The 25,227-nt window shown below is 54.7% G+C and carries 28 protein-coding genes and 1 pseudogene; 20 read left to right on the top strand and 9 right to left on the bottom strand.

From position 1 onward, the window contains the following. Positions 1 to 42 precede the first annotated feature (42 nt). From ACN0YR_RS08995 to ACN0YR_RS08930, 14 genes are all read left to right on the top strand, one after another. A complete protein-coding gene (locus ACN0YR_RS08995) occupies positions 43 to 867 on the top strand; it encodes a cysteine hydrolase (RefSeq protein WP_417848868.1) in 825 nt (274 codons plus the stop codon). 76 nt (positions 868 to 943) lie between these two features. After that, positions 944 to 2,332 (top strand): hypothetical protein, encoded by a 1,389-nt coding sequence (locus tag ACN0YR_RS08990; RefSeq protein ID WP_417848867.1) that lies wholly within the window; start codon positions 944 to 946, stop codon positions 2,330 to 2,332. 70 nt (positions 2,333 to 2,402) lie between these two features. Continuing rightward, positions 2,403 to 3,800, top strand: a complete 1,398-nt coding sequence (locus tag ACN0YR_RS08985; protein WP_417848866.1) for a cytochrome P460 family protein — start codon at positions 2,403 to 2,405, stop codon at positions 3,798 to 3,800. A 53-nt stretch (positions 3,801 to 3,853) separates the two neighbouring features. After that, positions 3,854 to 4,303 (top strand): Dps family protein, encoded by a 450-nt coding sequence (locus ACN0YR_RS08980; RefSeq protein WP_417848865.1) that lies wholly within the window; start codon positions 3,854 to 3,856, stop codon positions 4,301 to 4,303. Continuing rightward, complete coding sequence (locus ACN0YR_RS08975; protein WP_417848864.1) at positions 4,276 to 5,091, top strand: PP2C family protein-serine/threonine phosphatase; 816 nt, start codon at positions 4,276 to 4,278, stop codon at positions 5,089 to 5,091. The genes ACN0YR_RS08980 and ACN0YR_RS08975 overlap by 28 nt, the downstream gene beginning before the upstream one ends. Then, complete coding sequence (locus tag ACN0YR_RS08970) at positions 5,088 to 6,485, top strand: mercuric reductase (protein WP_417848863.1); 1,398 nt, start codon at positions 5,088 to 5,090, stop codon at positions 6,483 to 6,485. The genes ACN0YR_RS08975 and ACN0YR_RS08970 overlap by 4 nt, the downstream gene beginning before the upstream one ends. Positions 6,486 to 6,502: 17 nt before the next feature. Next, positions 6,503 to 7,471 (top strand): L-histidine N(alpha)-methyltransferase, encoded by a 969-nt coding sequence (gene egtD / locus ACN0YR_RS08965; protein ID WP_417848862.1) that lies wholly within the window; start codon positions 6,503 to 6,505, stop codon positions 7,469 to 7,471. Continuing rightward, positions 7,468 to 7,749 (top strand): DUF427 domain-containing protein, encoded by a 282-nt coding sequence (locus ACN0YR_RS08960; protein ID WP_417848861.1) that lies wholly within the window; start codon positions 7,468 to 7,470, stop codon positions 7,747 to 7,749. The genes egtD and ACN0YR_RS08960 overlap by 4 nt, the downstream gene beginning before the upstream one ends. Beyond that, positions 7,746 to 9,050 carry an ergothioneine biosynthesis protein EgtB gene (egtB, locus tag ACN0YR_RS08955; RefSeq protein WP_417848860.1) on the top strand — a complete coding sequence of 435 codons (1,305 nt, stop codon included), beginning with the start codon at positions 7,746 to 7,748 and terminating at the stop codon, positions 9,048 to 9,050. The genes ACN0YR_RS08960 and egtB overlap by 4 nt, the downstream gene beginning before the upstream one ends. Further along, positions 9,047 to 9,466, top strand: coding sequence for a methionine-R-sulfoxide reductase (locus tag ACN0YR_RS08950; RefSeq protein WP_417848859.1), 420 nt, complete (start codon positions 9,047 to 9,049; stop codon positions 9,464 to 9,466). The genes egtB and ACN0YR_RS08950 overlap by 4 nt, the downstream gene beginning before the upstream one ends. Before the next feature lie 38 nt (positions 9,467 to 9,504). Next, positions 9,505 to 9,954 (top strand): four-helix bundle copper-binding protein, encoded by a 450-nt coding sequence (locus ACN0YR_RS08945; RefSeq protein ID WP_417848858.1) that lies wholly within the window; start codon positions 9,505 to 9,507, stop codon positions 9,952 to 9,954. Positions 9,955 to 9,974: 20 nt separating this feature from the next. Further along, positions 9,975 to 10,574: a uracil-DNA glycosylase family protein gene (locus ACN0YR_RS08940; protein ID WP_417848857.1), complete on the top strand. Its 600-nt coding sequence runs from the start codon at positions 9,975 to 9,977 to the stop codon at positions 10,572 to 10,574. Between the two features lie 31 nt (positions 10,575 to 10,605). Next, the gene (corA, locus tag ACN0YR_RS08935; protein WP_417848856.1) at positions 10,606 to 11,664 is read left to right on the top strand and encodes a magnesium/cobalt transporter CorA; all 1,059 of its coding nucleotides are present in this window, start codon (positions 10,606 to 10,608) and stop codon (positions 11,662 to 11,664) included. Between the two features lie 67 nt (positions 11,665 to 11,731). Then, positions 11,732 to 12,868, top strand: coding sequence for an ion channel (locus tag ACN0YR_RS08930; protein ID WP_417848855.1), 1,137 nt, complete (start codon positions 11,732 to 11,734; stop codon positions 12,866 to 12,868). Between the two features lie 35 nt (positions 12,869 to 12,903). On the opposite strand, the gene ACN0YR_RS08925 is transcribed toward ACN0YR_RS08930, so the two are convergent. Beyond that, a complete protein-coding gene (locus tag ACN0YR_RS08925) occupies positions 12,904 to 13,293 on the bottom strand; it encodes a response regulator (RefSeq protein WP_417848854.1) in 390 nt (129 codons plus the stop codon). Between ACN0YR_RS08925 and ACN0YR_RS08920 the strand changes: the two genes are divergently transcribed. Next, positions 13,240 to 13,407: a hypothetical protein gene (locus tag ACN0YR_RS08920; RefSeq protein WP_417848898.1), complete on the top strand. Its 168-nt coding sequence runs from the start codon at positions 13,240 to 13,242 to the stop codon at positions 13,405 to 13,407. The genes ACN0YR_RS08925 and ACN0YR_RS08920 overlap by 54 nt on opposite strands. A gap of 260 nt (positions 13,408 to 13,667) precedes the next feature. On the opposite strand, the gene ACN0YR_RS08915 is transcribed toward ACN0YR_RS08920, so the two are convergent. The 4 genes from ACN0YR_RS08915 to ACN0YR_RS08900 form a co-directional block, all read right to left on the bottom strand. Continuing rightward, positions 13,668 to 13,904, bottom strand: a complete 237-nt coding sequence (locus tag ACN0YR_RS08915) for a hypothetical protein (RefSeq protein ID WP_417848853.1) — start codon at positions 13,902 to 13,904, stop codon at positions 13,668 to 13,670. A gap of 17 nt (positions 13,905 to 13,921) precedes the next feature. Then, positions 13,922 to 14,533: an RNA polymerase sigma factor gene (locus ACN0YR_RS08910; RefSeq protein WP_417848852.1), complete on the bottom strand. Its 612-nt coding sequence runs from the start codon at positions 14,531 to 14,533 to the stop codon at positions 13,922 to 13,924. A 141-nt stretch (positions 14,534 to 14,674) separates the two neighbouring features. Continuing rightward, complete coding sequence (locus ACN0YR_RS08905; RefSeq protein WP_417848896.1) at positions 14,675 to 14,848, bottom strand: AraC family ligand binding domain-containing protein; 174 nt, start codon at positions 14,846 to 14,848, stop codon at positions 14,675 to 14,677. 290 nt (positions 14,849 to 15,138) lie between these two features. Continuing rightward, positions 15,139 to 15,366, bottom strand: a complete 228-nt coding sequence (locus ACN0YR_RS08900) for a hypothetical protein (protein WP_417848851.1) — start codon at positions 15,364 to 15,366, stop codon at positions 15,139 to 15,141. A gap of 323 nt (positions 15,367 to 15,689) precedes the next feature. Between ACN0YR_RS08900 and ACN0YR_RS08895 the strand changes: the two genes are divergently transcribed. From ACN0YR_RS08895 to ACN0YR_RS08875, 5 genes are all read left to right on the top strand, one after another. Then, entirely contained in the window at positions 15,690 to 16,757 is a 1,068-nt protein-coding gene (locus tag ACN0YR_RS08895) for a bifunctional methionine sulfoxide reductase B/A protein (protein ID WP_417848850.1), read from the top strand. A 234-nt stretch (positions 16,758 to 16,991) separates the two neighbouring features. Continuing rightward, positions 16,992 to 18,566 (top strand): protein adenylyltransferase SelO, encoded by a 1,575-nt coding sequence (locus ACN0YR_RS08890; RefSeq protein ID WP_417848849.1) that lies wholly within the window; start codon positions 16,992 to 16,994, stop codon positions 18,564 to 18,566. Positions 18,567 to 18,691: 125 nt separating this feature from the next. Next, complete coding sequence (locus ACN0YR_RS08885) at positions 18,692 to 19,198, top strand: TlpA family protein disulfide reductase (protein WP_417848848.1); 507 nt, start codon at positions 18,692 to 18,694, stop codon at positions 19,196 to 19,198. Positions 19,199 to 19,247: 49 nt separating this feature from the next. Continuing rightward, positions 19,248 to 19,940: a peptide-methionine (S)-S-oxide reductase gene (locus ACN0YR_RS08880; RefSeq protein ID WP_417848847.1), complete on the top strand. Its 693-nt coding sequence runs from the start codon at positions 19,248 to 19,250 to the stop codon at positions 19,938 to 19,940. Between the two features lie 6 nt (positions 19,941 to 19,946). Further along, on the top strand, positions 19,947 to 21,107 hold the full coding sequence (locus tag ACN0YR_RS08875) for an aminotransferase class V-fold PLP-dependent enzyme (protein WP_417848846.1): 1,161 nt from the start codon (positions 19,947 to 19,949) through the stop codon (positions 21,105 to 21,107). A 29-nt stretch (positions 21,108 to 21,136) separates the two neighbouring features. On the opposite strand, the gene ACN0YR_RS08870 is transcribed toward ACN0YR_RS08875, so the two are convergent. The 4 genes and pseudogenes from ACN0YR_RS08870 to ACN0YR_RS08855 form a co-directional block, all read right to left on the bottom strand. Next, entirely contained in the window at positions 21,137 to 22,660 is a 1,524-nt protein-coding gene (locus tag ACN0YR_RS08870; RefSeq protein WP_417848845.1) for a glycine betaine ABC transporter substrate-binding protein, read from the bottom strand. Next, a complete protein-coding gene (locus ACN0YR_RS08865) occupies positions 22,657 to 23,400 on the bottom strand; it encodes an ATP-binding cassette domain-containing protein (RefSeq protein ID WP_417848844.1) in 744 nt (247 codons plus the stop codon). Before ACN0YR_RS08865 ends, ACN0YR_RS08870 begins: the two co-directional genes overlap by 4 nt. A gap of 260 nt (positions 23,401 to 23,660) precedes the next feature. Continuing rightward, positions 23,661 to 24,830: a DUF3322 domain-containing protein gene (locus tag ACN0YR_RS08860; protein WP_417848843.1), complete on the bottom strand. Its 1,170-nt coding sequence runs from the start codon at positions 24,828 to 24,830 to the stop codon at positions 23,661 to 23,663. Continuing rightward, positions 24,827 to 25,210, bottom strand: a pseudogene (locus ACN0YR_RS08855) (SbcC/MukB-like Walker B domain-containing protein); the annotation flags it as partial. The pseudogene ACN0YR_RS08855 and the gene ACN0YR_RS08860, both read right to left, overlap by 4 nt. Between the last annotated feature and the right edge of the window lie 17 nt (positions 25,211 to 25,227).

Genomic DNA, 25,227 nt, shown 5'->3' with positions numbered 1-25,227 from the left:
GCCCTCCAGTGTGTTTTTCGGTGCTAGCGAAAGGTGCTCGTTATGTTGAATCGGAAGGTGGATCGCCGCAGTTTGCTCGCGTCGGCCGGGGGGGCTGTTGGGGCGTGGCTTGTGCACTCGGCTGAGGCTGTCGCTGCTGGCGATGGCGTCGCCCGTGAGTCTGGTTCCTCGATGCTGAACTCCCCTTTTGGGGTTACGCCTAATGGATACGTATACCAGCAGAACTTTTTGCCGCGAGGCGAGGTCAATCTGGATCTGTCGCGCACGGCGCTGTTCATTACAGATCCGCAAAACGATTTCATCTCACCGGGTGGAGCTGCGTGGGATCTCGTTGGGGAGGAGGTGCAGCGCGACAAGGTCGTGGAGCATCAGGTTGAGCTGAGGAAGGTCGCCAAAGAGGTTGGCATCCGGGTTTTCTATTCGCCTCATATGTACACCGAGCAGGACTACAGAACCTGGCCTCGCGAGAAACTCAATGCCATAGATAAGGCGATGTTTGCCCTCGGGATGTTCAAGCAGGGGACTTGGGGGCACGATTTCCATCCGGACATGAAACCAGATGACAACACTATCGTGATGAATCCCCATAAAGGGCTCAGCAACTTCTGGACGGGAGACGCAGTTGTTCAGCTCAGAGTTCATGGCATCACTACACTGGTTATGTGTGGTATGTCGTGCAATCTGTGTGTGGAATCGCACTGTCGGGACGCTGCGGAGAACGGCTTTGAGGTTCTGGTCGTTGCCGATGCCACTGCCGGGGCTGGGCCTTTGGCCAAGAAGGCGGCTTTGGTGAATTACGAATTCATCGCTAATGAAGTGGTTACGACAAGCCAGATTATTGCCAGGTTGCGGCGGGCAAAGGCATAGCCTGCATTTGTATTTGGGACTTATTCGAGCCCCTCGATATCGGGCTCGCACTCTTACAACAATGGACCATAGAACAATGAGATACTCGCGCGTTACTACAGCTATTGTAATCGGTCTGCTCGTGGCGATCGTCAATGTTGGGTCGGTGAAGGCCGATCATGGTCGTTACTTGTATATTCAGACAAATGATATTCGCGAGGGGCAGAACGCTGTTCTCGGATACACACGGAACGACGATGGAACTCTGACTCCTCTGGCAGGCAATCCGTTTTTTACGGGCGGAACCGGTATCAACAACGATACGCACGGTAAGCTGGGCCCGAATGACAATGATACCCCACTCGTCGTTAGTTCGGACGGGAAGCGGTTGTTCACCGTGAATTGCCACAGCAATACAATCGCTGTGTTTGATATTTCGCACGACGGTTCCCTCAAGCATGTTCCAGGTTCGCCGTTCTCGTCCCACGGAATCGGTCCGAACAGTCTTTCCGTCAACGGGCACACGCTCTTGGTGTCAAATCGAAATGGCGATTACCATCAGGCGGATGATCTGCGTGGGCGTTCAGAAGGAAGTTACTGTTCGTTCTTTATCGAAGAGAACGGGTCGCTTCGATTTGTCTCCAAGATCGACGTGAAGGACGGTCACAAACCGCTTCAGGTGCATTTTTCGCAGATCAACCCAGCCTTGGCATTTGGAGATGACTTCCAGGTTGACGCAGATTTCGACGGAGATGGGAAGCGATCATTTCTGGCGGGGAAAGAGCCAAGCGTTAAGGGGCAGTTGCATGTGTTTCAGATCGGACATGGCAGTCGCTTGACCGAAAAGGCTCGAATGGAAGTCGCGGAAACCAATAAGCAATTCAAATATAAGGGAATGGCTGATGTTCCAACAATGCCTTTAGGGTTGTGGACTCATCCCAGTCAGCCGCTGCTTTACGTGGGGTTTGTTACCCGTAATGAGCTGGGTGTGTTTCATTACACCAAGGAAGGCGATTTGCATTTCCGAGGTGCTGTTCCAATTAGTGGTCAGGATATCTGCTGGGTGCTGCCGAATCATTCTGGAACTCGGCTGTACGCCGTGAACAATTTGCCACGTCCGGATCTTGGGCAGAAGGCGGCAACGGTCACGACATATGACATCTCAGGCGACCATGCGGAGAAGCCAATTGAGATAGGCGTTCTTGAGGTCCCAATGCCTGGTGGCACGTTCATCAACAACAGGAATTTTGAACAACCGGATAGCACAGCGTTTCAATGTGCTCTCGACCCGGAAGGTAAGTTCTTTTACGTGATCTGCCAGAGAATCAATCAGACTGATGAGAACAAGGGGACCGAAGGGAACATCCTCCATACCTTCAGGATTGATGAGATGGGGCTTCCACAGCCGGCCCATTCGCGGCACCTCGGACCGGATGGCGTGTACTACCGTTGTCGCCCACAGGGCGTGGCAACTGTGAATAGGTAGTGTCTTGCCAATTGTGTTCGAGTATTGCGTACAGTGGTTTCTCACTCTCATTTAAGTAATAGGTGGTTGTATGTCGGTTTTAGATGTGCTTGGTCGTTCGGCGTTAATTCGCTCAGGCCTTGTGGTGGGCAGTGCAGTGCTTGCGGGGCTCGCGTTGGTCCAGACGGCGCATTCGCTCAGAGGTGCGGCGCTCGCGCAGGAGTCTCAGTCGGAACCTTCACTGGATCCACCGCCCGTCACCGTTGATTCTGAGGATGAGGCGTTTTCGCCATACGTCGACGCCACAGGCGGGATCTCACTACCGACCGACTTTGAGACGAAGTTCGTGCATATTGGTACGGTCTCGGTCGAGAAGAAATCCGAGGAGCCCGTCAGTGAACTGCATGGCACCTACACTCGTGCAGAAGATCTCGAAGCGTTTCTGCGAGATGGCCACTTCCCCGATGGCGCTGTGCTTGTAAAAGATGTCCGGGCAACGACCAATTCGAAACTCACGACAGGTGCGGCTGCGTATGGTGCGGACGTGAAGGTCTGGTTTGTCATGATCAAGGATGCCAAGGGGCGGTTTCCGAATAATGACCTTTGGGGTGATGGTTGGGGCTGGGGACTATTCGAAGGCAAAGATCGAACGAAGCAGGTTGCCGTCAATTATCGGACGGAATGTCGATCATGCCATGTTCCAGTAAAGAAGAGCGACTGGGTGTATACGCAGTGCTATCCCGCATTGAACGCGGCACCGAAGAAGGCGGCTTCGACTGACGTCCCGTCTGAGGGTCAGGGGGAACGCCCCGACCTCGCCGCCATGTTTCCGCAATGGAATGATGCTCAGAGGCTTCGTGGTGACGTCGCGGCGGGCCGCGAGTACTACCTGTCGAAGACTGTTGAGAACACGATGACATGCCAAGTGTGCCATAGTTTCAACGCAAAGGATACGATGACAGCTGACGGGGATGGGTTGATCCGGGCCGGCTTCCCCATTTTCGCATCTGCCCAACGAACCAACATCAAGAATTCAGGGACGAACCTGGCAGCGCTGGGTGGTAATGTGTGCGTCATTCACTTCATGGGGGGAGCGGCGCCAGGAATGACGGCGGCTGAATTGGCGAATCTGGATGCATTCCTGAAGAGTGGTGGCGACAAGGATCATGCCACCGCCCGGAATATCGACTACGGGAAGGCGGCTTGGACGATTCCTGAGTCATTCAGCGGCGGAAACCCTGAGCGAGGAAAGGATCTGGCTCTCCAGTCTTGCATCACCTGCCATAACGTTGGCGATCAGAAGGCAAAACTGGTGGAAGCGGGTGGGCCACTCGAGGGGCACTCGTATGGGCCGGACGATCTAAAAGAGCTTGCCTTGCAGATTCGCAACCCGGACTACAAACACAACTCGGAAATGCCTGGGTACACAGATCTTCGCCTGAACAACCAGCAGTTGCTGGACCTGATCGCGTGGTTCGCGGCAAAGTGACTTCCGTGTACGAGTGCAGCCCAACAATCCAAGTGCAGGCAAAGGGAGAAGAAATGGCAGAAAGCGGATCGACAGTTGTTGTTGAGGGTCTCCGGAGAGTATTCGCTGATACGTATGCACTCTATCTAAAGACACAGAACTACCACTGGAATGTGACTGGGCACCATTTTGCGTCGCTGCACGCGATGTTTGAGGCTCAATATCAGGAGTTAGCAGAGGCGTTAGACGCACTCGCGGAACGCCTGCGAATTCTCGGGGAGTTTGCACCGGGAACGTTTGGCGAAATTCAATCGCTGTCGTCCATTAAAGATGGAAATCCAAGTCAGTCCGCCGATCTGATGGTTGGCGACCTGTTTGCAGGCCACGGAGCAATCATCCGTCGGATATCTGAGTTGATTCCAGCCAGTGTCGAAGGTGGGGACGAGGGGACTGTCGGTCTGTTGTCCGAGCGACTTGCCAGCCACGAAAAGACCGCGTGGATGCTTCGGAGTACGTTGACTTGAATATTAACGGGCAGACGGGACAAGCGATTCATCGCATTCGCTGCGGAGAAATCTGGGGTGGGAATCGTGGCGACCAGTTGGAACTCGTGACGAGCAGCCTGCGCGCGAGCTTGTTTTCTCGGTCGTGTGATGGTGGCAAAGGCGGCGACCTCTATTACCTCAGCGTCTGCGAGAGCGACCTTCTCACACGAATTGCCATTGTGGATGTGGTCGGACATGGGGAGTCTGTGTCGACTACGAGTGATCGCCTTTACGAGTCGCTCGCCCGGCAGATGAACTCGTCCGATGGGAGCGTTGTCTTAGCCGATCTGAATCGTCTCTCGAACGAGTTGGGCCAGAAAGCGATGGCCACTGCGGCGGTCTCCGCCTTCTATCACGCCGATTCCAGATTCTATGTAGCCTATGCTGGCCACAACGAGCTGCTGCTGAAGCGGTCCACTGAAACGACCTGGAAGCTAATCTCACCGACAGAGTCCGACGATATTGCCGGCTTGCCGCTTGGGGTACTTGAAGAATGTGATTACGTCCAGCAGTCTCTTCCAGGGGCGGTGGGAGATCGATTGTTTCTGTACACGGATGGGCTTGTCGAAGCCATGGATTCAAGCGGAGAGCAGTTTGGGATACAGCGGCTTCTCAACGTACTGAACGGCACTGGAACTGAGTCGGTTTCTACGGTTCGAATGGCGGTTCTGGATGCGATCATGACGCATTCGGGTGGCTCCCTTGGTCATGACGACGTCACTTTCCTTGTCGTCGAGATCGCAGAACAGGACACAACAGAAAAATGAAGAACGACTTTGACGTTGTTTGGATTGGGACAGGCCAAGCGACAATGACAGTGGTCCCACGCCTGGCCGCCGCGGGAAAGCGTGTCGCGATTGTGGAGCGAAGCTCGTTTGGTGGAACATGCGTGAATACGGGCTGCACGCCGACTAAAACGTTGGTGGCGTCGGCCCACGCGATTCATCTGGCAAGAAGGGGGCGGGAGTTTGGCTTTTCAGCCAACGGCCTCACCGTCGATTTCTCGGCTGCGATGGAGACTCAACAGGCCGCACGACGAAGGTCGAGTGCCGGGATCAAAGCATCGTTGGCTCGACTTGGGACTGTGTTTGAGGGTGAGGCGTCCTTTCAGGACGACCATACGATTCAAGTGGGCGCAGAACTGCTGGAAGCCGACACGATCGTGATTCATGCGGGTACTCGTCCCGTCATTCCGAATGTTGTCGGGCTTGAAGATGTTAACTACCTGACGAATGAAACCCTGCTGGACCTACGTGAACTTCCGTCGCACCTGGTAATCGTCGGTGGCAGTTACATTGCGTTGGAGTTTGCTCAGATCTTTCGTCGGTTCGGCAGCGATGTCACTGTTCTGGAACACGGCCCTCGCCTCGTGTTCCGTGAGGATGAAGACATCAGCCGCGAGGTTGAACGTATCCTGTCCGAGGAGGGGGTGCGTGTTGTTTGCAATGCCAGGGTCGATCGGGTCGATCGGTCCTCGTCAGGTGTTAAGATGGAAGTGATAATTGGCGGGGAGCCGCAGACTGTTGCAGGCTCGCATCTGTTGCTGGCGACAGGGCGAATTCCCAATAGCGATCGACTCAACACTTCAGCCGCAGGACTAAAACTCACTGCGCGTGGTTATATCAAAGTCAACGAGCTGACCCAAACGAACGTTTCGCACATCTGGGCGGTCGGCGACATTAATGGGAAAGGCGCGTTTACTCACACGTCGGTCCACGATGGAGAAGTGTTCTGGGATCAGTTCGCTCGCCAACACGGGTTGAGCACTGATCCGCCGGAACTTGATCGGACTGTTTCGCAGCGATCCGTCATTTACTCGATGTTCATTGACCCACCGCTTGCACGTGTTGGCCTGAATGAAACGCAGGCTCGCGCCAGCGGTCGCAACGTGTTGATGGCAGTCTCTCCAATGTCACGGATCGCACGCGCTCGTGAGAAACGTGAGACGAACGGCCTGGTAAAGATTCTGGTTGACGCGGACACCGAACAGGTTCTCGGGGCGACGATCTTCGGAACGGGCGGTGATGAAGTCATCGGTGCTTTCGCTGTCCTGATGCAAGCGGGGCTTTCGTGGAAGCAATTTCGTCGAGTCGTCTTCCCGCATCCCACCGTGTCTGAACTCATGCCCTGGATCATGGACGGCCTGAAGCCGCTCGTGTGACGCAGTAAGGAATCCCTATGAGCGAGCAAACAAGTGCGACAGAGTCGGGCCGGCAGTTCTTTGCGGATGTGGTGCATGGCCTATCGTTGCCGGGCAAATCGATTCCCAGCAAATACTTCTACGACGAACGCGGTTCTGCGCTTTTCGATCAGATTTGTGATACTGAGGAGTACTATCCGACTCGGGCAGAGCTGGAGATTCTTCAGCACAACACAGAATCGATTGCCTATCAGGTCGACCGTGGAGTCATGCTGGTCGAATACGGGAGTGGCAGCAGCGTGAAGACACGGCTTCTACTGGATTCTTTGAATGAACCAGCAGCGTACGTACCGGTGGATATCTCAGAAGAGCATCTGCTGAAGACCGCCGAGGAACTGCGGTTGGGATTCCCGCAGTTGGCGGTGTTGCCAGTGGTAGCGGATTTTACCAAACCGTTTGCCCTGCCGACCGGCGATTACGGGCAGACGCACGTAGCGCTTTATTTCCCCGGCTCCACCATTGGAAACTTTACGCCAGCCGAGGCCGGGGAACTCCTGGAGATGATGGCCGGCTTACTCGGCACGCAAGGAGGGTTGCTGATTGGCATTGATCTGCAGAAAGAGATTTCAGTGATCGAATCCGCCTACAACGATCGCGACGGAGTCACTGCTGATTTCAATCTGAATCTGCTCAGAAGAATTAACACGGAATTGAACGCTGATTTCAATCTGGATCAGTTTGAGCACCGGGCGATCTACAACATGGTCCACCATCGCATTGAGATGTCCCTTGTCAGTCAATGCGATCAGTCCGTATCCGTTGGTGGTCGCCGATTCGAGTTCCGAAGGAGCGAGCAGATCCTGACGGAATACTCGCACAAGTATACCGTGGAGGGATTTGCTCGCTTTGCATCGCAATACGGATTTTCACTTCATCGGCACTGGACGGACTCAAAAGAGCACTTTGCTGTGCTGCACCTCGTTATCGAACAGGAGTTGGTAGTATGAAAGCGGTCTGGAATGGAACGATCATCGCGGAAAGCGACATTACGGAAATTGTCGAAGGGAATCACTATTTTCCCCCGGAGTCTGTGCACGCTCAGTTTCTGATTTCGTCCGAGCACAAGTCAATCTGCCCGTGGAAAGGCGTTGCGAGTTATTACGATATCAACGTGAACGGAGAAACGAACCCGGGGGCCGCCTGGTATTACCCGAACCCGAATCCGCAGGCCGCTCGACTTAAAGGGTACGTGGCCTTTTGGAAAGGTGTCGAGGTTCAGCAGTGAAAGCGCCGACACAGGAGGATTACGCGTCGCGTGCTTCCGACTCGCAGATTCGCAGATTCATGGCGGTACGTCGTTTCACAGAACGGCTCGTCGAACCGCTGACACCCGAGGACTGTATGGTCCAGTCCATGGACGATGCGAGCCCCACTCGTTGGCATCTGGCCCATACGACGTGGTTCTTCGAAACTTTCGCTCTGTGTGACGAGCCGGGGTACAGAGTCTTCGATCAACACTTCGCTTATCTGTTCAATTCATACTACAACAGCCTGGGCCAACAGTTTCCACGCCCCGCACGCGGTGTCATCTCGCGGCCAGGGCTGGAACAGATTCGGCAGTATCGACACCATGTGGAACACGCAATCGTGTCACGGCTTGAATCGTCGGAGTATGCCGAAAGGCTGAAGTTGATACTCGAGATCGGAATCCAACATGAGCAACAGCATCAGGAACTGATTCTGACGGACATCAAGCATGCCCTCTCGTGTAACCCGATATGCCCAGCCTACGTCGGTCATGGATTTGACTCGACGTCGGTCCATGCCGCAGAGAACATCGTCGTCGAGCCCGGTAACTATGAAGTCGGTCATTCCGACAATCGGTTTTCCTATGACAATGAGTCTCCAAGGCACACCGTATATCTGCCCGGTTGCTCGGTTAGTCGTGATTTGGTCACATGCGGTGAGTATCTGGCCTTCATGAACGATGGAGGATACCAGCGTCCGGACCTGTGGCTTTCGCTTGGATGGAACACCGTTCAGAAGGAAAGGTGGTCGGCACCGCTGTACTGGGTAGAGAAAGATGGCGTCTGGATGCAGTTCACACTGGCGGGAATGGTTCCGATCAACACGAGTTGGCCAGTCTGTCATGTGAGCCTGTTTGAAGCGGACGCATTCGCTCGCTGGTCGGGAAAGCGACTCCCCACTGAGTTCGAGTGGGAAGTCGCTGCAGACAGGCTCTCCGCCGCGGGAGATTCGCCAGAGCCATTCGCTGACCATTTCGTTCAGAATGACCTTTGCATCCATCCGACACGCTCCTCACCGAGACTGCTGGGCGGAGTATGGCAATGGACAAGTAGCAGCTATTCGCCATACCCAGGATATAGACCGGCAGCCGGAGCACTCGGTGAATACAACGGAAAATTCATGTGCAATCAATACGTTCTACGTGGCGGAAGTGTGGCGACGCACAGTAGCCACATCAGAACCACCTATCGAAACTTCTTCCCGGCCGACACGCGATGGCAGTTTACCGGTATCCGTTTGGCACAAGACATCGAACAACCAGGAGGAGCCCAAACATGACGAAATACAACCCGCTCAGCAAAGAGGAAGAACGTGTCATTCTTCACAAGGGAACTGAGTATCCAGGTTCCGGCGAACTGACGGACAACGACGAAGATGGAACCTACATCTGTCGCCGGTGCAACGCGCCACTCTACCGGTCGAAAGACAAGTTCCATTCCGGCTGCGGCTGGCCGAGCTTTGATGATGAGATACCCGGTGCCGTTCGCCGGGAAGTGGACGCCGACGGTCGTCGAACAGAAATCCTGTGCGAGAACTGCGGCGGTCATCTGGGCCATGTCTTCATTGGCGAAGGCCTGACAGACAAAGACACCCGCCACTGTGTGAACTCCATTTCCATGCAGTTCATTTACGAGGGCGAAGAACTACCTGAGATCATTATCCCGTCACAGCGAGATGACGAACAGCTACTTTGAACGTTTTCCACCCACTTTACGAGAACTGGAGATTAGTAATGAACCGACGTACCATGTTATTTGGGATGAGTGCCCTCGCTACTACCGGAGTTGCATTCGGTCAGAGGCCACACGCGCATGCTGCCGACGAAGCTTCCGACAGACTGAGAGCTTTACTCGAGCAGTGCGCTCACGATTGCGCCGAGTGTATGACTGAATGCGAAGCTTGTTACCGGCACTGTTCGGGCCACGTTCTGCACGGAATGAAGGCTCATGCAGTGTGCATGCAGATCTGTAATGACTGCGCCGAAATATGCGCGGTCGCCAGCCGTATCTGTGCTCGCAGCGGGCCTTTGGCAAAGACCATATGCGAGGTGTGCATCGAGGCCTGTAATGCGTGTGCGAAGGAGTGTGAGAAGTTCCCGGATCAGGACCAAATGGTACGGTGTGCCGAACGATGCCGTACTTGTGCAAAGACATGTCAGGAGTTGGTCACCGCGTTGGCATAATTGTCGCAAGAATCTCTGTCATGAAACAGCGAGACCGTGGACCGGCAATGAAACGACTTCTGCGAGACGTTCGCGCGTGTGAAATCTGTCGTGAATTTCTACCGTTTCCACCGAGGCCGATTCTATCTGTCGGTCCGAGAACCAAAGTGCTTGTGATTGGACACGCGCCGGGAAGAAAGGTCCACGAAGCGAGGAAGCCATGGCAGGACAAGAGTGGCGAAACGCTGTGTTCGTGGCTGGGTATCAGTCGACAGCAGTTTCTGGACACCAAACTCTTCGGCACCATGCCGATGGGATTTTGTTACCCGGGCACAAAGCCGGGCGGTGGTGATTTTCCACCTCGCCCGGAGTGTGCTTCGGCCTGGCACGAAAAACTTCTGACGCTCATGCCTGAACTGCAGCTCACTTTGGTCATTGGCCAGTTCGCCATACAGAGGTACCTGAGGTCCGGCAAGAACCTCACGGAAACTGTACGCTCCTTCAGTGACTATCTGCCGGCTTACTTCCCGTTGGTCCATCCGTCACCGTTGAACTTTCGCTGGCAGGCGAAGAACCCCTGGTTTGAGCAGGATGTTGTGCCGTCCCTGAGGCAGCGTATTCAGGAGGTAATAACGGGATGAATTCCGCAAATACGCTTGAAGTGTGCGAACCATGAGTAAAACCCAAGGAGCATCTCTGGCGATCCAGTTCGACGCCCAGAGTGTGGACAACATCGATATCGACGCGATCTGCCGATTGCGGAAGTCGGAAGAACTGGACGAACGCGTGGTATGGGCCAACATCGCGGACTGTTCCTCTTCCTCGCGTGTGCGCGAGGTGGCCCAGGCGTTCGGTTTTCACGAGTTGATCGTGGAAGATATTCTTGGCAATCGACAGCGACCGAAAGTCGAGACCTACGGCAACCAACTGTTCTTGATTCTGCGGTTGCCAGATACGTCCTCCGGGGAATTCGAATCTCAACAGGTTTCGATACTGGTTTGCCACCATGTTGTCCTGACATTCCACGCGGGAGGCGAAGACTGTTTTCAGCATCTCCGGGCACGAATTGAAGATCCAGGTGATTCAATCCGTGGTCGTGGACCGGACTACCTGGTTTACGCATTGTTTGATGCGGTGGTCGACACGTACTTTCCCGTTGTTGAACGCATCGCCCAGGAGATTAGCGATGTCGAACGCCGTTTGGCCGAAGCGGTCAGCGTCGACTCCGTGACGCACTTGCAGGCACTTCGCTCAACGCTTTTTGTCCTGCAGGAGACGATCGAGCCACATCGTGAAGTTGTTTCACAGCTGGGCCGCGAAACCAATCTCATCGACGATCAGACGCGGCTGTACCTTCGGGATGTATCCGATCACTTGTCTCAGGTGCTGCATGCCACCGAAACTCATCGCGAGCAGGTTGCGGATCTGCGAGACTACTGCTTTGCGGAACTGAGCTTCAGTCAGAATGAGACCATGAAGATTCTGACGATTGTGGCCAGTGTCTTCATCCCTCTGAGCTTCGTCGTGGGGCTCTATGGAATGAACTTCGACCCGACGGTGTCTGGCTGGAACATGCCGGAACTGAAATGGAAGTACGGCTACCTGATTGCTCTGTGTCTTATGGCGGCAATCGTTGCATTGTCATTGGGAGGGCTCTGGTGGCTGAACAAAGTGCAGCGTGCCAGCCGTGCGAATCGGTTTATGACCACGAGGCGGGTGTTCTCCAAATGAGCGGCCCTATACGCGACCAACTCTCCCAGATCTGCGAGCGACTGAATACAGAGAAATGTTATCCCCCATGAATGTTAAGCTCGATATCAAGGAGTTTCTGCAGCAACAAACAAACGCCGTTGTCGTCGACGTCTTGCCGCGGTCCAGCTTCCGCACAGGTCACATACCCGGCGCAATCAATCTTCCGGTTCATGAATTACGAGAGCGGGTCAGCGATGTGATTCCGGGGCTCAACGTGAGCATCATTGTCTATTGTGCGAACGTTACCTGTCCACTTGGCGGTGAAGCCGTGTCGCTGCTCGGTGAACTCGGCTATTCGCAGGTCGCTCATTTTCGTGGTGGGCTGGAAGAATGGGTCTCACTCGGTCATTCGCTTGTCTCCGAAGTGGCCCCAGAAACAATGCCAACGGCATCCGAGCGTCTGTTGCAGTTGGTTGATACGCTCTCGATTGAACAATGGGTCGTTCTGTGGTTTTCCATGGTGTTGGTGTGCGGGTGTGTTTACTGGATTAGCAACTGGACGAGCTTTCCCGGTCTGCAGCAAAACGATAAACCACTTTCCGCGAGCCTTCAGGGGTTGGTCGATTGCCTGTACTTCAGCGTTGTCACAGCAACGACACTCGGATACGGCGACATCACTCCGGTTACTTCATGGGCTCGCCTGCTGGCAGCGGCCGAGGCGATTGGTGGAATGGTCGTTGTTGGCGCAATGATCTCCAGGCTTCTCTCTGCTCAGCAGGAGAAGCTGCTTCGCGATACGCACAATCTCGCCTTCAATGAGCGGCTTGGCCGGATGCAGACAAGTCTGCATCTGCTGATTGCCGAGTTCCAGGACATGGAGTCACAGCACGCCGAACGGAAGGTTGATCAGACGCGACTGCAGTTGCGACTTTCAAGTGGTGCGACCATTCTCGTTCGCGACCTGCGAATTGTCCGGGAACTATTGCACGATCGTGGATACCAAGCCGACGAAATGTCACTGGAGTTGCTGCTCGTCACGCTCAATAGCGCGCTTCACGCTTATCTGGACGTCCTGTCCATTTGCCAGGCAAGCCAGCATCGCGTCACGATTCAGCTTGGGGCAATTGTGTCTGAAATTTGCTCGGAATGTATGCCAGCGGGATTCTCCGAAGAGGTTAGGGGATTGATCCGGAGAACAGAACTTCTCGGTCAACGGATTCGTCAAACCAGCGCCCGACCATAACTATATGCATCGGCCATCCCGAATTCGCAAGGGCTTCATCCAGCCGCCTGGTCGACAGCCGGAGAATTCTCACGAATCAGAGTTCTCACTATATCAATCCGAAGTGGTTTGCTCAGGAATCCATCAAACCCTGCGTCCGCGACTCGCTGTTGTGTGTGGGCGTCGGTAGCACCGCTGATTGCGTAGATCTTCAATTCGGGCACTCCATCCATTTCTCTCAACATTTGCAAAACTGTGAACCCATCGACTCCCGGCATGTTCAGGTCGGTTACGACAATCTGAGGGGTAACGTCACTTTCCAACGCTGCCAGCGCCTCGCGCCAGCTAAGGGCCTTTGAACAGGACACTCCCAAGGCTTGAAACAGCGCACAATGGGTACGGAGCACAAGCTCGTCATCGTCGAGCAGGAGGACATGCGAAGTCATGGCGAAGTCGGATTCGAAGAGTTGACAGCTCGCGCAAAACCGGACCAGTCCCAGCAAAATCGCGGGACACGTACACTATCCGGTCTAAAAGTCGCTCAGGGAGCCGCAGAATAGTATGGTCGCAGACAGACGCGACCATTGACTATGGTTAGTGACGGCTCGTCAGTGTTTCTTACGTCGCTTTCGCAAAAATCCTTCTACAGAATCGTATCGGCACACCTTCCGTCTCAACTCGTGTCGAAAGGCGATTGTCAGGATTCCCGGTGTGGGCCATTTAGGAGATGCCCGACGTTGTCCAGGTGAAGGATCAGTTCCAGAAGCGGTGCCTGAGTCAGCCTCGGAACAAGTCTACAGGTTACGCAGATGAATCCGATCTATTCCGGATTTGCCGACACGGCCGCCACCACGATTTCAAATTCCTCACGACAACATTCACACTGACTCAGATGAATGCTGACACAGATTAGATCCGGCGGAATCTCTGTCTGGACAAGAACTGCCTCAACAAACTGAGGCAGCCGTTCGAGACAACCGTCACAGTCGAGAATGTCTTCAACTGTGGTGGCCACCATCTGCAGGAGTCGCTTTGTATGTTCTGGGAGGGAACTCATTGGTAGTCTCCTGTTACTCAATGGCTGGCAAGGGCGGTTAGGTCGTCGGGGGAAATCCCTGCATTCAATAATCCATCCCGTAATCGAATCCTCGCATCGTGAATTAACTTGTAGATGGCGTTTCGATTGCTTCCCAAACGTGAGGCAATTTCTTCGACAGGCAACTCATCCAGTGTCGCCTGTATTGCCGTACGCTGCCGATCAGTGAGGTCTTCCTGAATCTTCTGCGCCAATACACTCAGGATTCTTCGGCGATCCGAATCTGCTCCGGGTGACTCGGTTGCATCACTCAGTGAGGCCACCAACGCCGGACCTTCACTCGCGTCGAGCGAGACATCTTTGTATCGGCGTTTCCGGAGTTCTGTCAGCCCGACGCGCGTGGCAATACTGATTGCCCATGTGGTGAAGCGACTGCGTCCTTCAAATCGATGAATCGAATCCAGAATCTTTACCAGTGATTCCTGCACAATATCTTCAATGGAAAGCTGCGAGCCATAGCGTTCTGTCAGAGTTCGCCTCAGTGCACGGACCAGCAATTGACGCAGCTTGCTGACGGCGGCGTCTCGATGAATCGGATCATCGGAAGTCAGCTGGCTGACCCAGGCTTCATCCGTGAGGTGGTGTGGCATGCGGTAATATCCCGATCGCTTACTTTCTCTCAAACGCTCCGTCATTGTCGCAGATCTGTTCGGCACGTCCAGTCGCTAGTCACCGGTACCATGCTTTGCATCAAGAAGAGTCGCTGGCAAGGGTGTATTACGTCTCCCGCATCATGTTGCCCGCAGACACAAGGTGACGAGTAGAACAGAGTCAAGTACAGCATTGACAGAGTGAAGCGTTCCAGCCGTCAGGCATACCAGATCCCCGGGTTCAAGATGATGGGTCGTCTCTCCCACGTTGAAATCGACATGCCCCGCCAGACAGACAACGGCGATATCACCCATGGCCTTGTGTTCAGCAACAACTTCACCGGCCGTCAACGGCAGTCGAACGGCTTTCAGGGAATTGCTGCTGGCAAGAACGCCTTTTTTGAGGTCGCTGATTGCCAGGTCACGGGGAATGACATTGATTATTTCGTTGAAGGAAGTGGTCATGAGAGAAGTGTCTTTCTAATTGCGTTCGTGAAGCCAAACGAACTTTGCTGGAAGGTGAAGTCTGGAATTGTCGCTCAATAAGTGAGACGCAGTTGAGTTGGCTTATCTTACGCCGGGTCACAACGTTTTGTCGCCATTTGTCAGTCATCGGCTTCTGCGCACACGATGCGCTGGGCGTATTTCCGATACACCGTGGCAGTCGAGACACCGCAAACCGCACCAATTCGACTGGCTGCGTCACTGTTTGCATCATTTCGACCGTTTTTTTCCGCTGGCCCCCGTGCTTCAGGTAAGACGGACGCGAGTCGCGGCGTCTCAGCCTGGTCCGGTCGCTGTCGGCGTTCATGACCTTCCAGGTAACGCGACATGATGAGGAAATGACTGGTAAGACGGGTTCACTGTATGTCGTCAGATGCATAAGGAAGCGACGTTAAAAACCTCTGGCCGCTCGATCTGGACACTCAGTTTCTCACGTGACAATTTTCCGTCCCACACGAATTCAGGGAGTTAAAACATGTGTCGTTGCAATGCTCTGACTAGCCGCCTAACCGTCGTGCTTGTTCTTCTGGCCGGTGCAGGTCTGCTTGGACAACAGATGCTCCACTCAGTCGCTCAAGACAAGTTCACAGAAAGCCGGGGAAAACAACCAGGATCACCAACCAGTTCACTCAATCGAAAGGAACGAAACACAATGGCAACGATCGACAGAACTGCCAACTCACAACGAGACTGGCAGAACTACGTCAAGCCCGCAGATGCCGAACTGCGAAAATCGCTGACGGCGATGCAGTACAAGGTGACTCAGCATGAAGGGACCGAACGAGCCTTCACGGGAGAATACTGGAACAACAAGCATGACGGACTGTACGTCGATGTTGTTTCCGGCGAGCCGCTGTTCAGTTCAAAGGACAAGTTTGATTCCGGAACCGGCTGGCCATCGTTTGTGCGACCGGTGGATGATGCGAACGTTGTCGAAAAGACAGACCGAGCCTTCTTTATGACTCGCACCGAGGTTCGGTCGAAACACGGTGATTCTCACCTGGGACACGTCTTCGACGATGGTCCGCGTCCGACCGGACTGCGATACTGTATCAACTCCGCTTCACTGAGATTCGTTCCGGCGGAGAACCTCGTGGCGGAAGGCTATGGCCAGTACGCCCTGCTGTTTGGACTGGAAGACACCAGCGATTCGTCCAACGCTACTCAGGATGATGACTTCAACAAGCAAGGAACTGAAATGACCACTAAGACTGAACGAGCTGTCCTGGCAGGCGGCTGTTTCTGGGGGATGCAGGATCTCATTCGCAAGCTGCCGGGAGTGCAGTCGACGCGAGTCGGCTACACGGGCGGCGACGTGAAGAATGCAACTTACCGCAATCATGGAACGCATGCCGAAGGTCTTGAGATCGTGTTCGATCCCTCGAAAACCAGCTACCGCGATCTGCTGGAGTTCTTCTTCCAGATTCATGACCCGACCACAAAGAACCGTCAGGGAAATGACCGTGGATCGTCGTACCGATCAGCGATTTACTACACCAGCGATGAACAGAAACAGGTCGCGCTGGACACCATCGCAGACGTCAACGCTTCGGGACTGTGGCCAGGAAAGGTTGTGACCGAACTTGAACCGGTCGGTGACTTCTGGGAAGCAGAGCCTGAGCACCAGGATTATCTGCAGCGATATCCCAGTGGCTATACCTGCCACTATCCTCGAAAGGACTGGGTGCTGCCGAAACGGAGTGCTCCAACTGGTTCATAACGTCGAACTGGCTGGAGTATAGCCTTCAGGCAGACTGAACAGTAACGATCAACTCGTCGACCGAAGCTGTCTCCAGCAATCGGCGGGCAAACTGCAGACGCAGGACGACACGACATCAGAATCAAACGAGCCCTCGGGTGACCAGCACGGCGACCACGTGCTGCCCTCACCAGAGGGCTCGACCGGTCGTTCACGATGAATCCCTTACATGCATCCCGACAGGCGGACACTCTCATGAAACTCAACACAGACAACCGATTCAACGCTGAACTGCCTGCTGACAACGACACGAGCAATACGCGACGACAAGTCCGTGGTGCTGCGTTTTCGTTTGTCGAACCTCGCCCGCCTTCCAACCCGGTGCTGCTTCACGTTTCGGAAGAGGTCGCTGATCTCATCGGTATCGCAGATGGAGAAGCCAATCGCGCCGAGTTCCTGAATTGTTTCAGCGGAAGGTCCGTACCCGAAGGCATGCAACCATACGCCATGTGCTACGGCGGTCATCAATTCGGATCATGGGCCGGGCAATTGGGGGATGGCCGTGCTATCAATCTGGGCGAAGTCGAACACGATGGCCAGCACTGGATGCTGCAGTTAAAGGGAGCCGGTGAGACGCCGTATTCCCGACAGGGAGATGGCCTGGCCGTACTGCGTTCGTCAGTGCGCGAACATCTCTGCAGCGAAGCCATGCATCATCTGGGAGTCCCAACCACGCGCTCGCTGTGTTTGATTCAGACCGGTGACAAGGTGTTACGCGACGTCATGTACGACGGTCACCCGGAGATGGAAGACGGGGCAGTTGTCTGTCGAGTCGCTCCCAGTTTCATTCGCTTTGGCAACTTCGAGATCTTCGCTTCTCGCAACGATGTCGACACGCTCCGACGGTTGGCGGATTTCACCATTCGACACCACTTCCCGGAGATCGAACCCGTAAAGCCCGATGGCTACGTGAAGTTGTTCCGCACTGTGTGCCAGCGAACGATGGAAATGATCGTGCATTGGCAGCGAGTCGGCTTTGTCCACGGAGTTATGAACACGGACAACATGTCGATCCATGGTGAGACGATCGACTACGGACCGTATGGCTGGCTTGAGGGGTTCGACCTCGATTGGACTCCCAACACGACGGATGCTGGTCGAGGCCGCTATCGGTACGGAAATCAGCCGGCGGTCGCGCTGTGGAATCTGCAGCAACTGGCATCGGCATTGTATCCGCTGATTCAGGAAACCGAACCACTGGTTGAAGCCCTCCGGGACGCGCAGTCGGAATTCCTCCGACGCAATCAGGAGATGAAAGCCGACAAGATCGGGCTCACAAGTGCGCAACCGGGCGACGCAGCGATTCTGGATGAGCTTGACGAGGTTCTGCAACTGACGGAAACCGACATGACCATCTTCTATCGACGCCTGGCGGATTTTCCCGTCGACACGACGATTGATGAGGGGGCCGCGTTTCTGTCGCCGGTTGTGGATGCATTTTACAAGCCCGAAGAACTTCGAGGCGAAACCCTGAATCGCTGGCGATCGTGGTTCCAGCATTATCAGACTCGACTGAAGCAGGACCACATCAGCGACTCACGGCGGCGTACCCGCATGAACACAGTCAATCCGAAATATGTGCTGCGAAACTACATGGCTCAACTGGCCATCGACAAAGCCACGAACGGAGATGTCTCGTTGATTGAAGAACTTCATGAAATGCTGAAACGTCCCTATGACGAGCAATCCGAATACGAACACTGGTTCGCCAAACGTCCAGACTGGGCTCGCCACAAGGTCGGCTGCTCAGTGCTGTCCTGCAGTTCGTAGTGTCGTCGTTGGAGTACAGGCTTCAGCCTGTCGTTGCCGGTCGTTCATTTGAGCATGAACCGCACCACCTGATCACTGATCCTCAACATCGACGAGCACAATCATCCCTCACGAAGGACATACACGTGCCGAATACATTGCACCTCACCCGACCTCACTTGGGTATCGTCGGTCAACAGGCTCCGGCCTGGTCCGTTTCCGAATGGCGGCAACTGCCAGTGGGCGTCACCACACTAAACGTGGACGACTTTCGCGGCAAAGTGCTCTACCTGTACTTCTTCCAGTCATGGTGTCCCGGCTGCCATTCCAGTGGCTTCCCGACGCTGCAGAAACTTCAGCAGCAGTTCACCAACAGCAGTGACGTAGCGTTTGTGGTCATACAGACAACATTCGAAGGCCATGATCAGAACGGCGTTGACAAGTTGCTGCCAACGGCTGGACGCTATGGCCTGAAAATCCCGTTTGGCCAGAGTGCAGGAAATTCCGGAACGCCGGACATCATGTACAAATACCGCACCGGTGGAACTCCCTGGGTCGTGCTCATCGATAAGCAAGGCAAAGTTGTCTTCAACGACTTCCACATCGACCCAGCCGGCGCGGCGGAAGCGATCAGGCAGCTCAAGACTCGCTGATCATCTTTCTGCATTGACAGACTTTCACATCAGAATTCAGACGGAGCAAATGATGACATCCGACACCAACCACAATCTTCCCGAAATCGATCGCCGAGTTCCCGAAGAGCTGCAGACCGCTACGTTTGCCATGGGGTGCTTCTGGAGTCCGGATGCCGAATTTGGTGCGATGCGAGGTGTGTGGCGGACGCGAGTTGGCTACACGGGCGGCAGTACCGACGCTCCGGAATACCATAACCTTGCGGATCACACGGAAGCGGTGCAGATTGATTTTGATCCCGCAGTCTTTTCGTTTGACAAACTTGCGGAGCTGTTCTGCCGCCGTCATGGTCCGAGAGCAAAGGCCCACAAGCAGCAATACATGTGGGCCCTCTGGTATCACAACGACGAACAGGCAGACGCCATTCACGCGGCTCGACGGCGTGTCGTCCGGGAAACCGGTGCTAAAATGGACATGCACATCGCTGCTGCGCTCCCGTTTTATCGAGCGGAGGATCGTCATCAGAAATACCGCCTGCAGCACTCGCCGTTGATGACGTACTTCCGAACGATGTACCCCGACTTTCAGGATTTTGTGGACTCCACCGCCGCAACTCGGATCAATGGATTGGTGTCCTGCAAGGGGGACGCGTCTCTATTCAAAGATGAACTCGCCGACTACGGTATTCCGTCAAACGAAATACTCTCGAGCCTTCAATTCGTATCGGTCGACTCGGCCAACAGCACCTGCGGAACAGTGTAATTAGCCATGGACCGGGATTTCGTTTACCTGAACCATGCCGGAACAAGCTGGCCGAAACCTGATCCCGTGATCAAAGCTGTTTCACAGGCGATGATGTCCTCGCCAGTGGAATGGCCCGGGGAGTTTCAACGCGCTCATGAAGCAGCGTGCCGGTTCCTTGGCGTGCGGAATACGGAGCAACTCATACTCACTCCGGGCTGCACATCATCGCTGGCGACAGCTCTTGCCTTGGTGGACATTCCCTATGGCAGCCAGGTGATCACCAGTTGCTGGGAACACCACGCACTCTCCGGCCCGCTGTTGCGGCTCAGAGAACGCAACGTCACTGTGCGAGTGCTTCCACCAGGAGAGCTGGGCCTTGGTGTGGACTTGAGTCGATTTGAAGGCCTGTTAAGCCACGGTCATACGGCGCTGGTGGCGATTACGGCAGCCTGTAACGTCACGGGTGATCTGCTGCCCATTTACGATATCATCTCAATCGCACAGAGATTCGGTGTGATGGTGTTGATCGATGCAGCCCAGGCCATTGGCTGGCTCGATCTCCAATTCGATGAGCTTGGAGCGGACTTCGTTGCATTCGGAGGCCACAAAGCTCTGCAGGCCCCGTTGGGAATCGGCGGGCTCTATGTCTCTGATTCAGCTCACATGAAATGCGGCGGTGCCACCTGTGAACTTCCCGCAGCTTCAGGCGCTCGTGGCGACGAAAGTCAACACGGAAAAACTCGTCGACCCGGCCCCAGTTACTGCGATGTCGGTTCCGTGGATCTCGTTGCCCTGGGAGGCCTGCAGGCGTCATTTGAGTGGCTGCGGCAAACTGAGTCTCAGATTCGGCTGGCAACAGCCAGGAAGCAAACCGCTCAACTTCGAGATACCCTCGCTCAGTTCCCATGTGTGCACATCCATGGCCATTTCTGCGCAGAGCAGAGACTCCCAGCCATTGCATTCCACGCCGAAGGCATCAAAAGTGCCATCCTCGCAGAACAACTTAGTCGTCATGGTGTGATTGTCGGCAGTGGTTTACAGTGTTCACCGCTGTCACACCAAACACTGGGGACGACTCAGCATGGCGTTGTGAGGCTTTCTGTCGGCATCGAACAATCTGATCAGGACATCGCAACGGCACGTAAGCGCCTACAGATTGCGCTGACGGACCTTGGGCTTCGCTGACGCCAAAGATTATTGACACCGGAGACAGCTCACCCGGTTGATGAAGTCGGCTGCCCCAGCCAGAGCGTTTCAATAGTATCGAACGCAAACTGCACAGCGAGTGCAAGGACGGCGGCAGGAATCGCCCCTTCCAGAATCAACTGCGTGTCGTTCAGGCGAATGCCAGTAATGATCGACTGGCCAAAACCACCTGCGCCGATCAGGGCCCCCAGTGTCGCGAACCCAACATTCATCACGGCAGCCGTCTTGATGCCTGCCAGAATGCTCCGTGCGGCAAGTGGCAATTCAATGTGAAACAGCCGATAGAACGACGAGACACCCAGCGATTGAGCAGACTCCTGTAGTTGCGGCGTGATTGACTGGATGCCGGAGTGTGTATTTCGAACGATCGGCAGCAGACTGTACAGCATGAGTGCGACGATGGCCGTTGACGAACCGAGTCCAACGCTCACCAGACCCAGGGAGTGCATGACTGGCATCAGCAGCACCAACAGTGCCAACGCCGGGATGGTCTGAAAAATTCCGGCGACGCTCAGGACAACGGCGCCGACCATGCGCCGCTTTGCCGCAAAGACTCCTAACGGAATTGCAAACAAAATGGCAGGAATGAGCGACCTACGAACCAGATCGAGGTGTTCCAGCGTTCGCCTCGAGATCCGCTGGAATGCCGAAAGTTTCTGGACGTGACTGCTGAATCCCAGCTGTGTCTCGATCAGTTCGGAAGCCGCCTCAGATTCCGACACTCGGTCGACCTCCACCCGGGCATTCGCAGCAAGCATTGTGGCTTCATCAATCTGTCCGGTAAGCCGCAGCAAAGATTTTAGTCCGGTCTCATCGCGGTCTGCAAGATCAGCCCGGTAAAGTAAGACGGCGTCGTACCGTGGAAAGTAGGCTCGATCATCTTCCAGAAGAACCAGGTCGTGTGTCTGAATTTTTGCATCTGTGGAATAGGCATCGATGACATCAATGACTCCAAGGTCCAACTGACGATACGCCAGGTCGTGGTCGAGCCCCGAAACCGTCTTCGGCTGCAACCCGTAGCTCCGATGCAGGTTGGGCCAGCCATCTTCGCGGTCCATGAACTCGTTGCTCAGTCCAAAGATCAGGTCCGAATGCGCGGTCAGATCAGAGATACGTTTGACTCCCAGCTCGTCGGCCCGATGCCGGTGCATCGCCAGGGCATAAGAATTATTGAATCCAAGCGGGTCACTCATCTCAACGCCCTGTTCCCCTAGAACTTTTCGCATTTCGTCGAGAGATTCGACTTCTTGTTCGGAGAGAATCTCTTCCCGAATTGTCCCAGTGTATTCGGCGTAAACATCGATCTCCCCATTCCGGAGGGAATCATACACCAGTCTCGTGCCACCCAGTTCACGCAGGTGACGCGCCGGACTCCCCGATTCTTCAAACATCACGCGCAGACATTCGCCCAGAATGACTGATTCGGTGAAACTCTTGGACCCAATTCGACGTTCGCCTCGCCCAGGCGACGAATCCAGTGGAGCAAAGCCCAGAATGGTGAGTGCAACGCATAGCATCAACAACCGCTTCATTGTGGCCTCCTTGTAAGAACATGCTGCTGAGCGCTCACGAATCGCTTCGCGAAATCCGTTGCGGGCCGTTCGACCAAGTCGCTGATTGTCCCCTTCTGAACGACATGGCCGGAATCCAGCAGCACAACCATGTCCGCGAAGTACGCTGCCTCATGCAGATCATGAGTGACCATGACTACAGTTTTATGAAGCGATTCAAATATCTCGCGCAGATCCTTCTGTAATTCGCTGCGAATGATTGGATCAAGTGCCCCCAGAGGCTCGTCCAGCAACAGCACTGGTGGGTCCAGCATCAATGCTCGCATCAACCCCACGCGCTGTCGTTGTCCACCGGAGAGCTCTGTTGGACGGCGCCCGAGCATCGAAGCCGACAGCCGGACCAGCTCCAACAGTTCACTGACACGCGAATTAATTCGCTCCTGCTTCCAGCCCAGGTACCGTGCAACAATGGCGACGTTCTCCGCCGCTGACATGTTCGGAAACAGTCCTCCATCCTGAATGACATACCCAATCCGATGTCGCATGTGTTCAATTGGCTGTTCTGATAACGGCTTTCCGTCAAAAGAGATTGTCCCCGTCGTTGGCGGAATCAGCCCCAGCAACATTCGTAGGATCGTCGACTTTCCACACCCACTTGTTCCTAAGAGCACGCAGGTGCGCTTCTCTGGAATCGACAAACTCATTCGGAAGAGTGCAGTGGTTCCCGAAAACTGCTTGGACACATCAGAAAGGGAAATCATGAAACGATGCCCAGTATCTTGAATACGAATGAAGAGTTTTGCGAAGGTAACCCTCCACTGCCTCTATTGATGTAGTCTGTCATTGGCCCATTCGGGGTGCCAGGGTGGCAAGTTAGTTTCTCAGAGCGACAATAGACTGACTGTAATGTGGATTACATTATTTTCCTCGTCCATGCCATCTCAATCACAAAGACGCGCACTCCCTCGCCACCCCTGGCACAACTCTGTCAGGCATTAGAGCAGCACCGAATGCGGCAATCTCAATTTAGCGGGCTACATGCCCAGAGGTGATTTGATTCCTCGACAACAGAAAGCTGCGGAATGCGTTCCTGCTCAATTCGCAGGTTTTCCGATGCGCAGATGCGAAATGCCTGCGACTCTTCGACCGTCAACCCAGGGGGAGCGAAAAAAGGGGCACGGCCTGTGCCGTGGGCTCCGATACTATCCCGCCATTCTGCCACTGATCGCTCATCCATCATCATGCTTTGGGTTCCGGGCAGGACAGCCCGCAATCGCGAGAGGATTTCGAAGCCTTCGACGTCGATGTCGCCCCAGTACCAGATGTCTTTATTGGCGAGCCATTTGAGGTATCGCAGGTCGGTGACCGCGTTGCCGAGGCCTCCCATCGCAATCGTGTCGCGGAGGAACGGAAGCGTCAGGAGATTGACTTTATTTTCGACGATGACAGCCCGACGGCAGGGAATGGGGTACTCGGCGAGTGAATGCAATGGAATCGAGCATTCACTCCACGGAGACTTGGCCTGTGCTTGAACGCCTTCATCGAGGAATCGAACGAGAATGAGCGGTTCCACGTAGCGCAGACCGAAGCGTCGGTCGAAATGGTCCTCGTCGGCGCGAATTTGGTGTGGCGGCAGAACGATATCGAGCCAAGCTCGAAGGATGCGACGGTTTCGTTCGACAAACTTCGTGTCCACCGCAATTGGAAGTTCGCGTGCGAACAGGTTTGGTCGCGGATGCTCAACGAGGTAACTGATCACGGCAAACAACCCATCCAGTTCGGTCGCGGCATCAACCAGCTCTTTGCGATGCGAACGAATCCATGGACTCAGTTGCGGGAAGCGTTCCTGGATCTCTCTCACGGCCGCAGTGAACGTTGCAAACTCAGCTTGTTTGCCGATCAGCTGAAGAAAGTCCTCTTCGGTCTCAAACAGGATTTTCTCGGGGAACTGATTGCGTCCGTGTCGCCTTGAGTTTCGCTCCTTCCATTCGATCGAGTATCCGTACCCAAGTTGTTCCTTCGAGCCAGCCCGCAGGCGTTGAACGGATTCTGCCGCAATCGCGATGTTATCGTCGAGCTTCTTCTCGCATGGAATCAATTTAGGAAAAAATGGCTCGTCGTTTAGCCAGGCGACCTGCCAGGTTGAGTACAGGTTCAGTGCTTTCTGTCGGATATCGTCCGGATGAATCATGACACCACCGTTCGGCCCTCGGGAACAGCGGTCGCCTCGCACTCGTCAAACTCATCGGCGCTCATTTCGTAGATGGCGGAGCGGTTCTCCTTTTTGACGACGTGCAGGTAGCAGCCCACGTATGGCTGAGTGACGCGGGCCTTGGCGTCGAGCGGAGCAACAATCAGCAGCTGCAGCCCGAATTGCCGGAACAGATCGAGCGCGTATTCCGCATGCTGGTCATCCACCTTGGAGAACATCTCGTCCACGACAACGAAATGAAACCGGTCGCTGACCGGATGCTCCGGATCGAGGTCGTACTGATACGCAATCGCGGCCACAAGAATCGTAAAGGCCAGTTTGGCCTTCTCACCCCCGGACTGACCACTACTGTCCTGATAAACCGAGACGGACTTGA

Origin of the sequence: Thalassoglobus sp. (assembly GCF_048270125.1) — a bacterium.
In the GTDB taxonomy this organism is placed as follows: Bacteria; Planctomycetota; Planctomycetia; order Planctomycetales; family Planctomycetaceae; genus Thalassoglobus.
The sequence above is the reverse complement of the archived record's forward strand: the minus strand, read 5'-3'. Positions and strand labels throughout refer to the sequence as shown.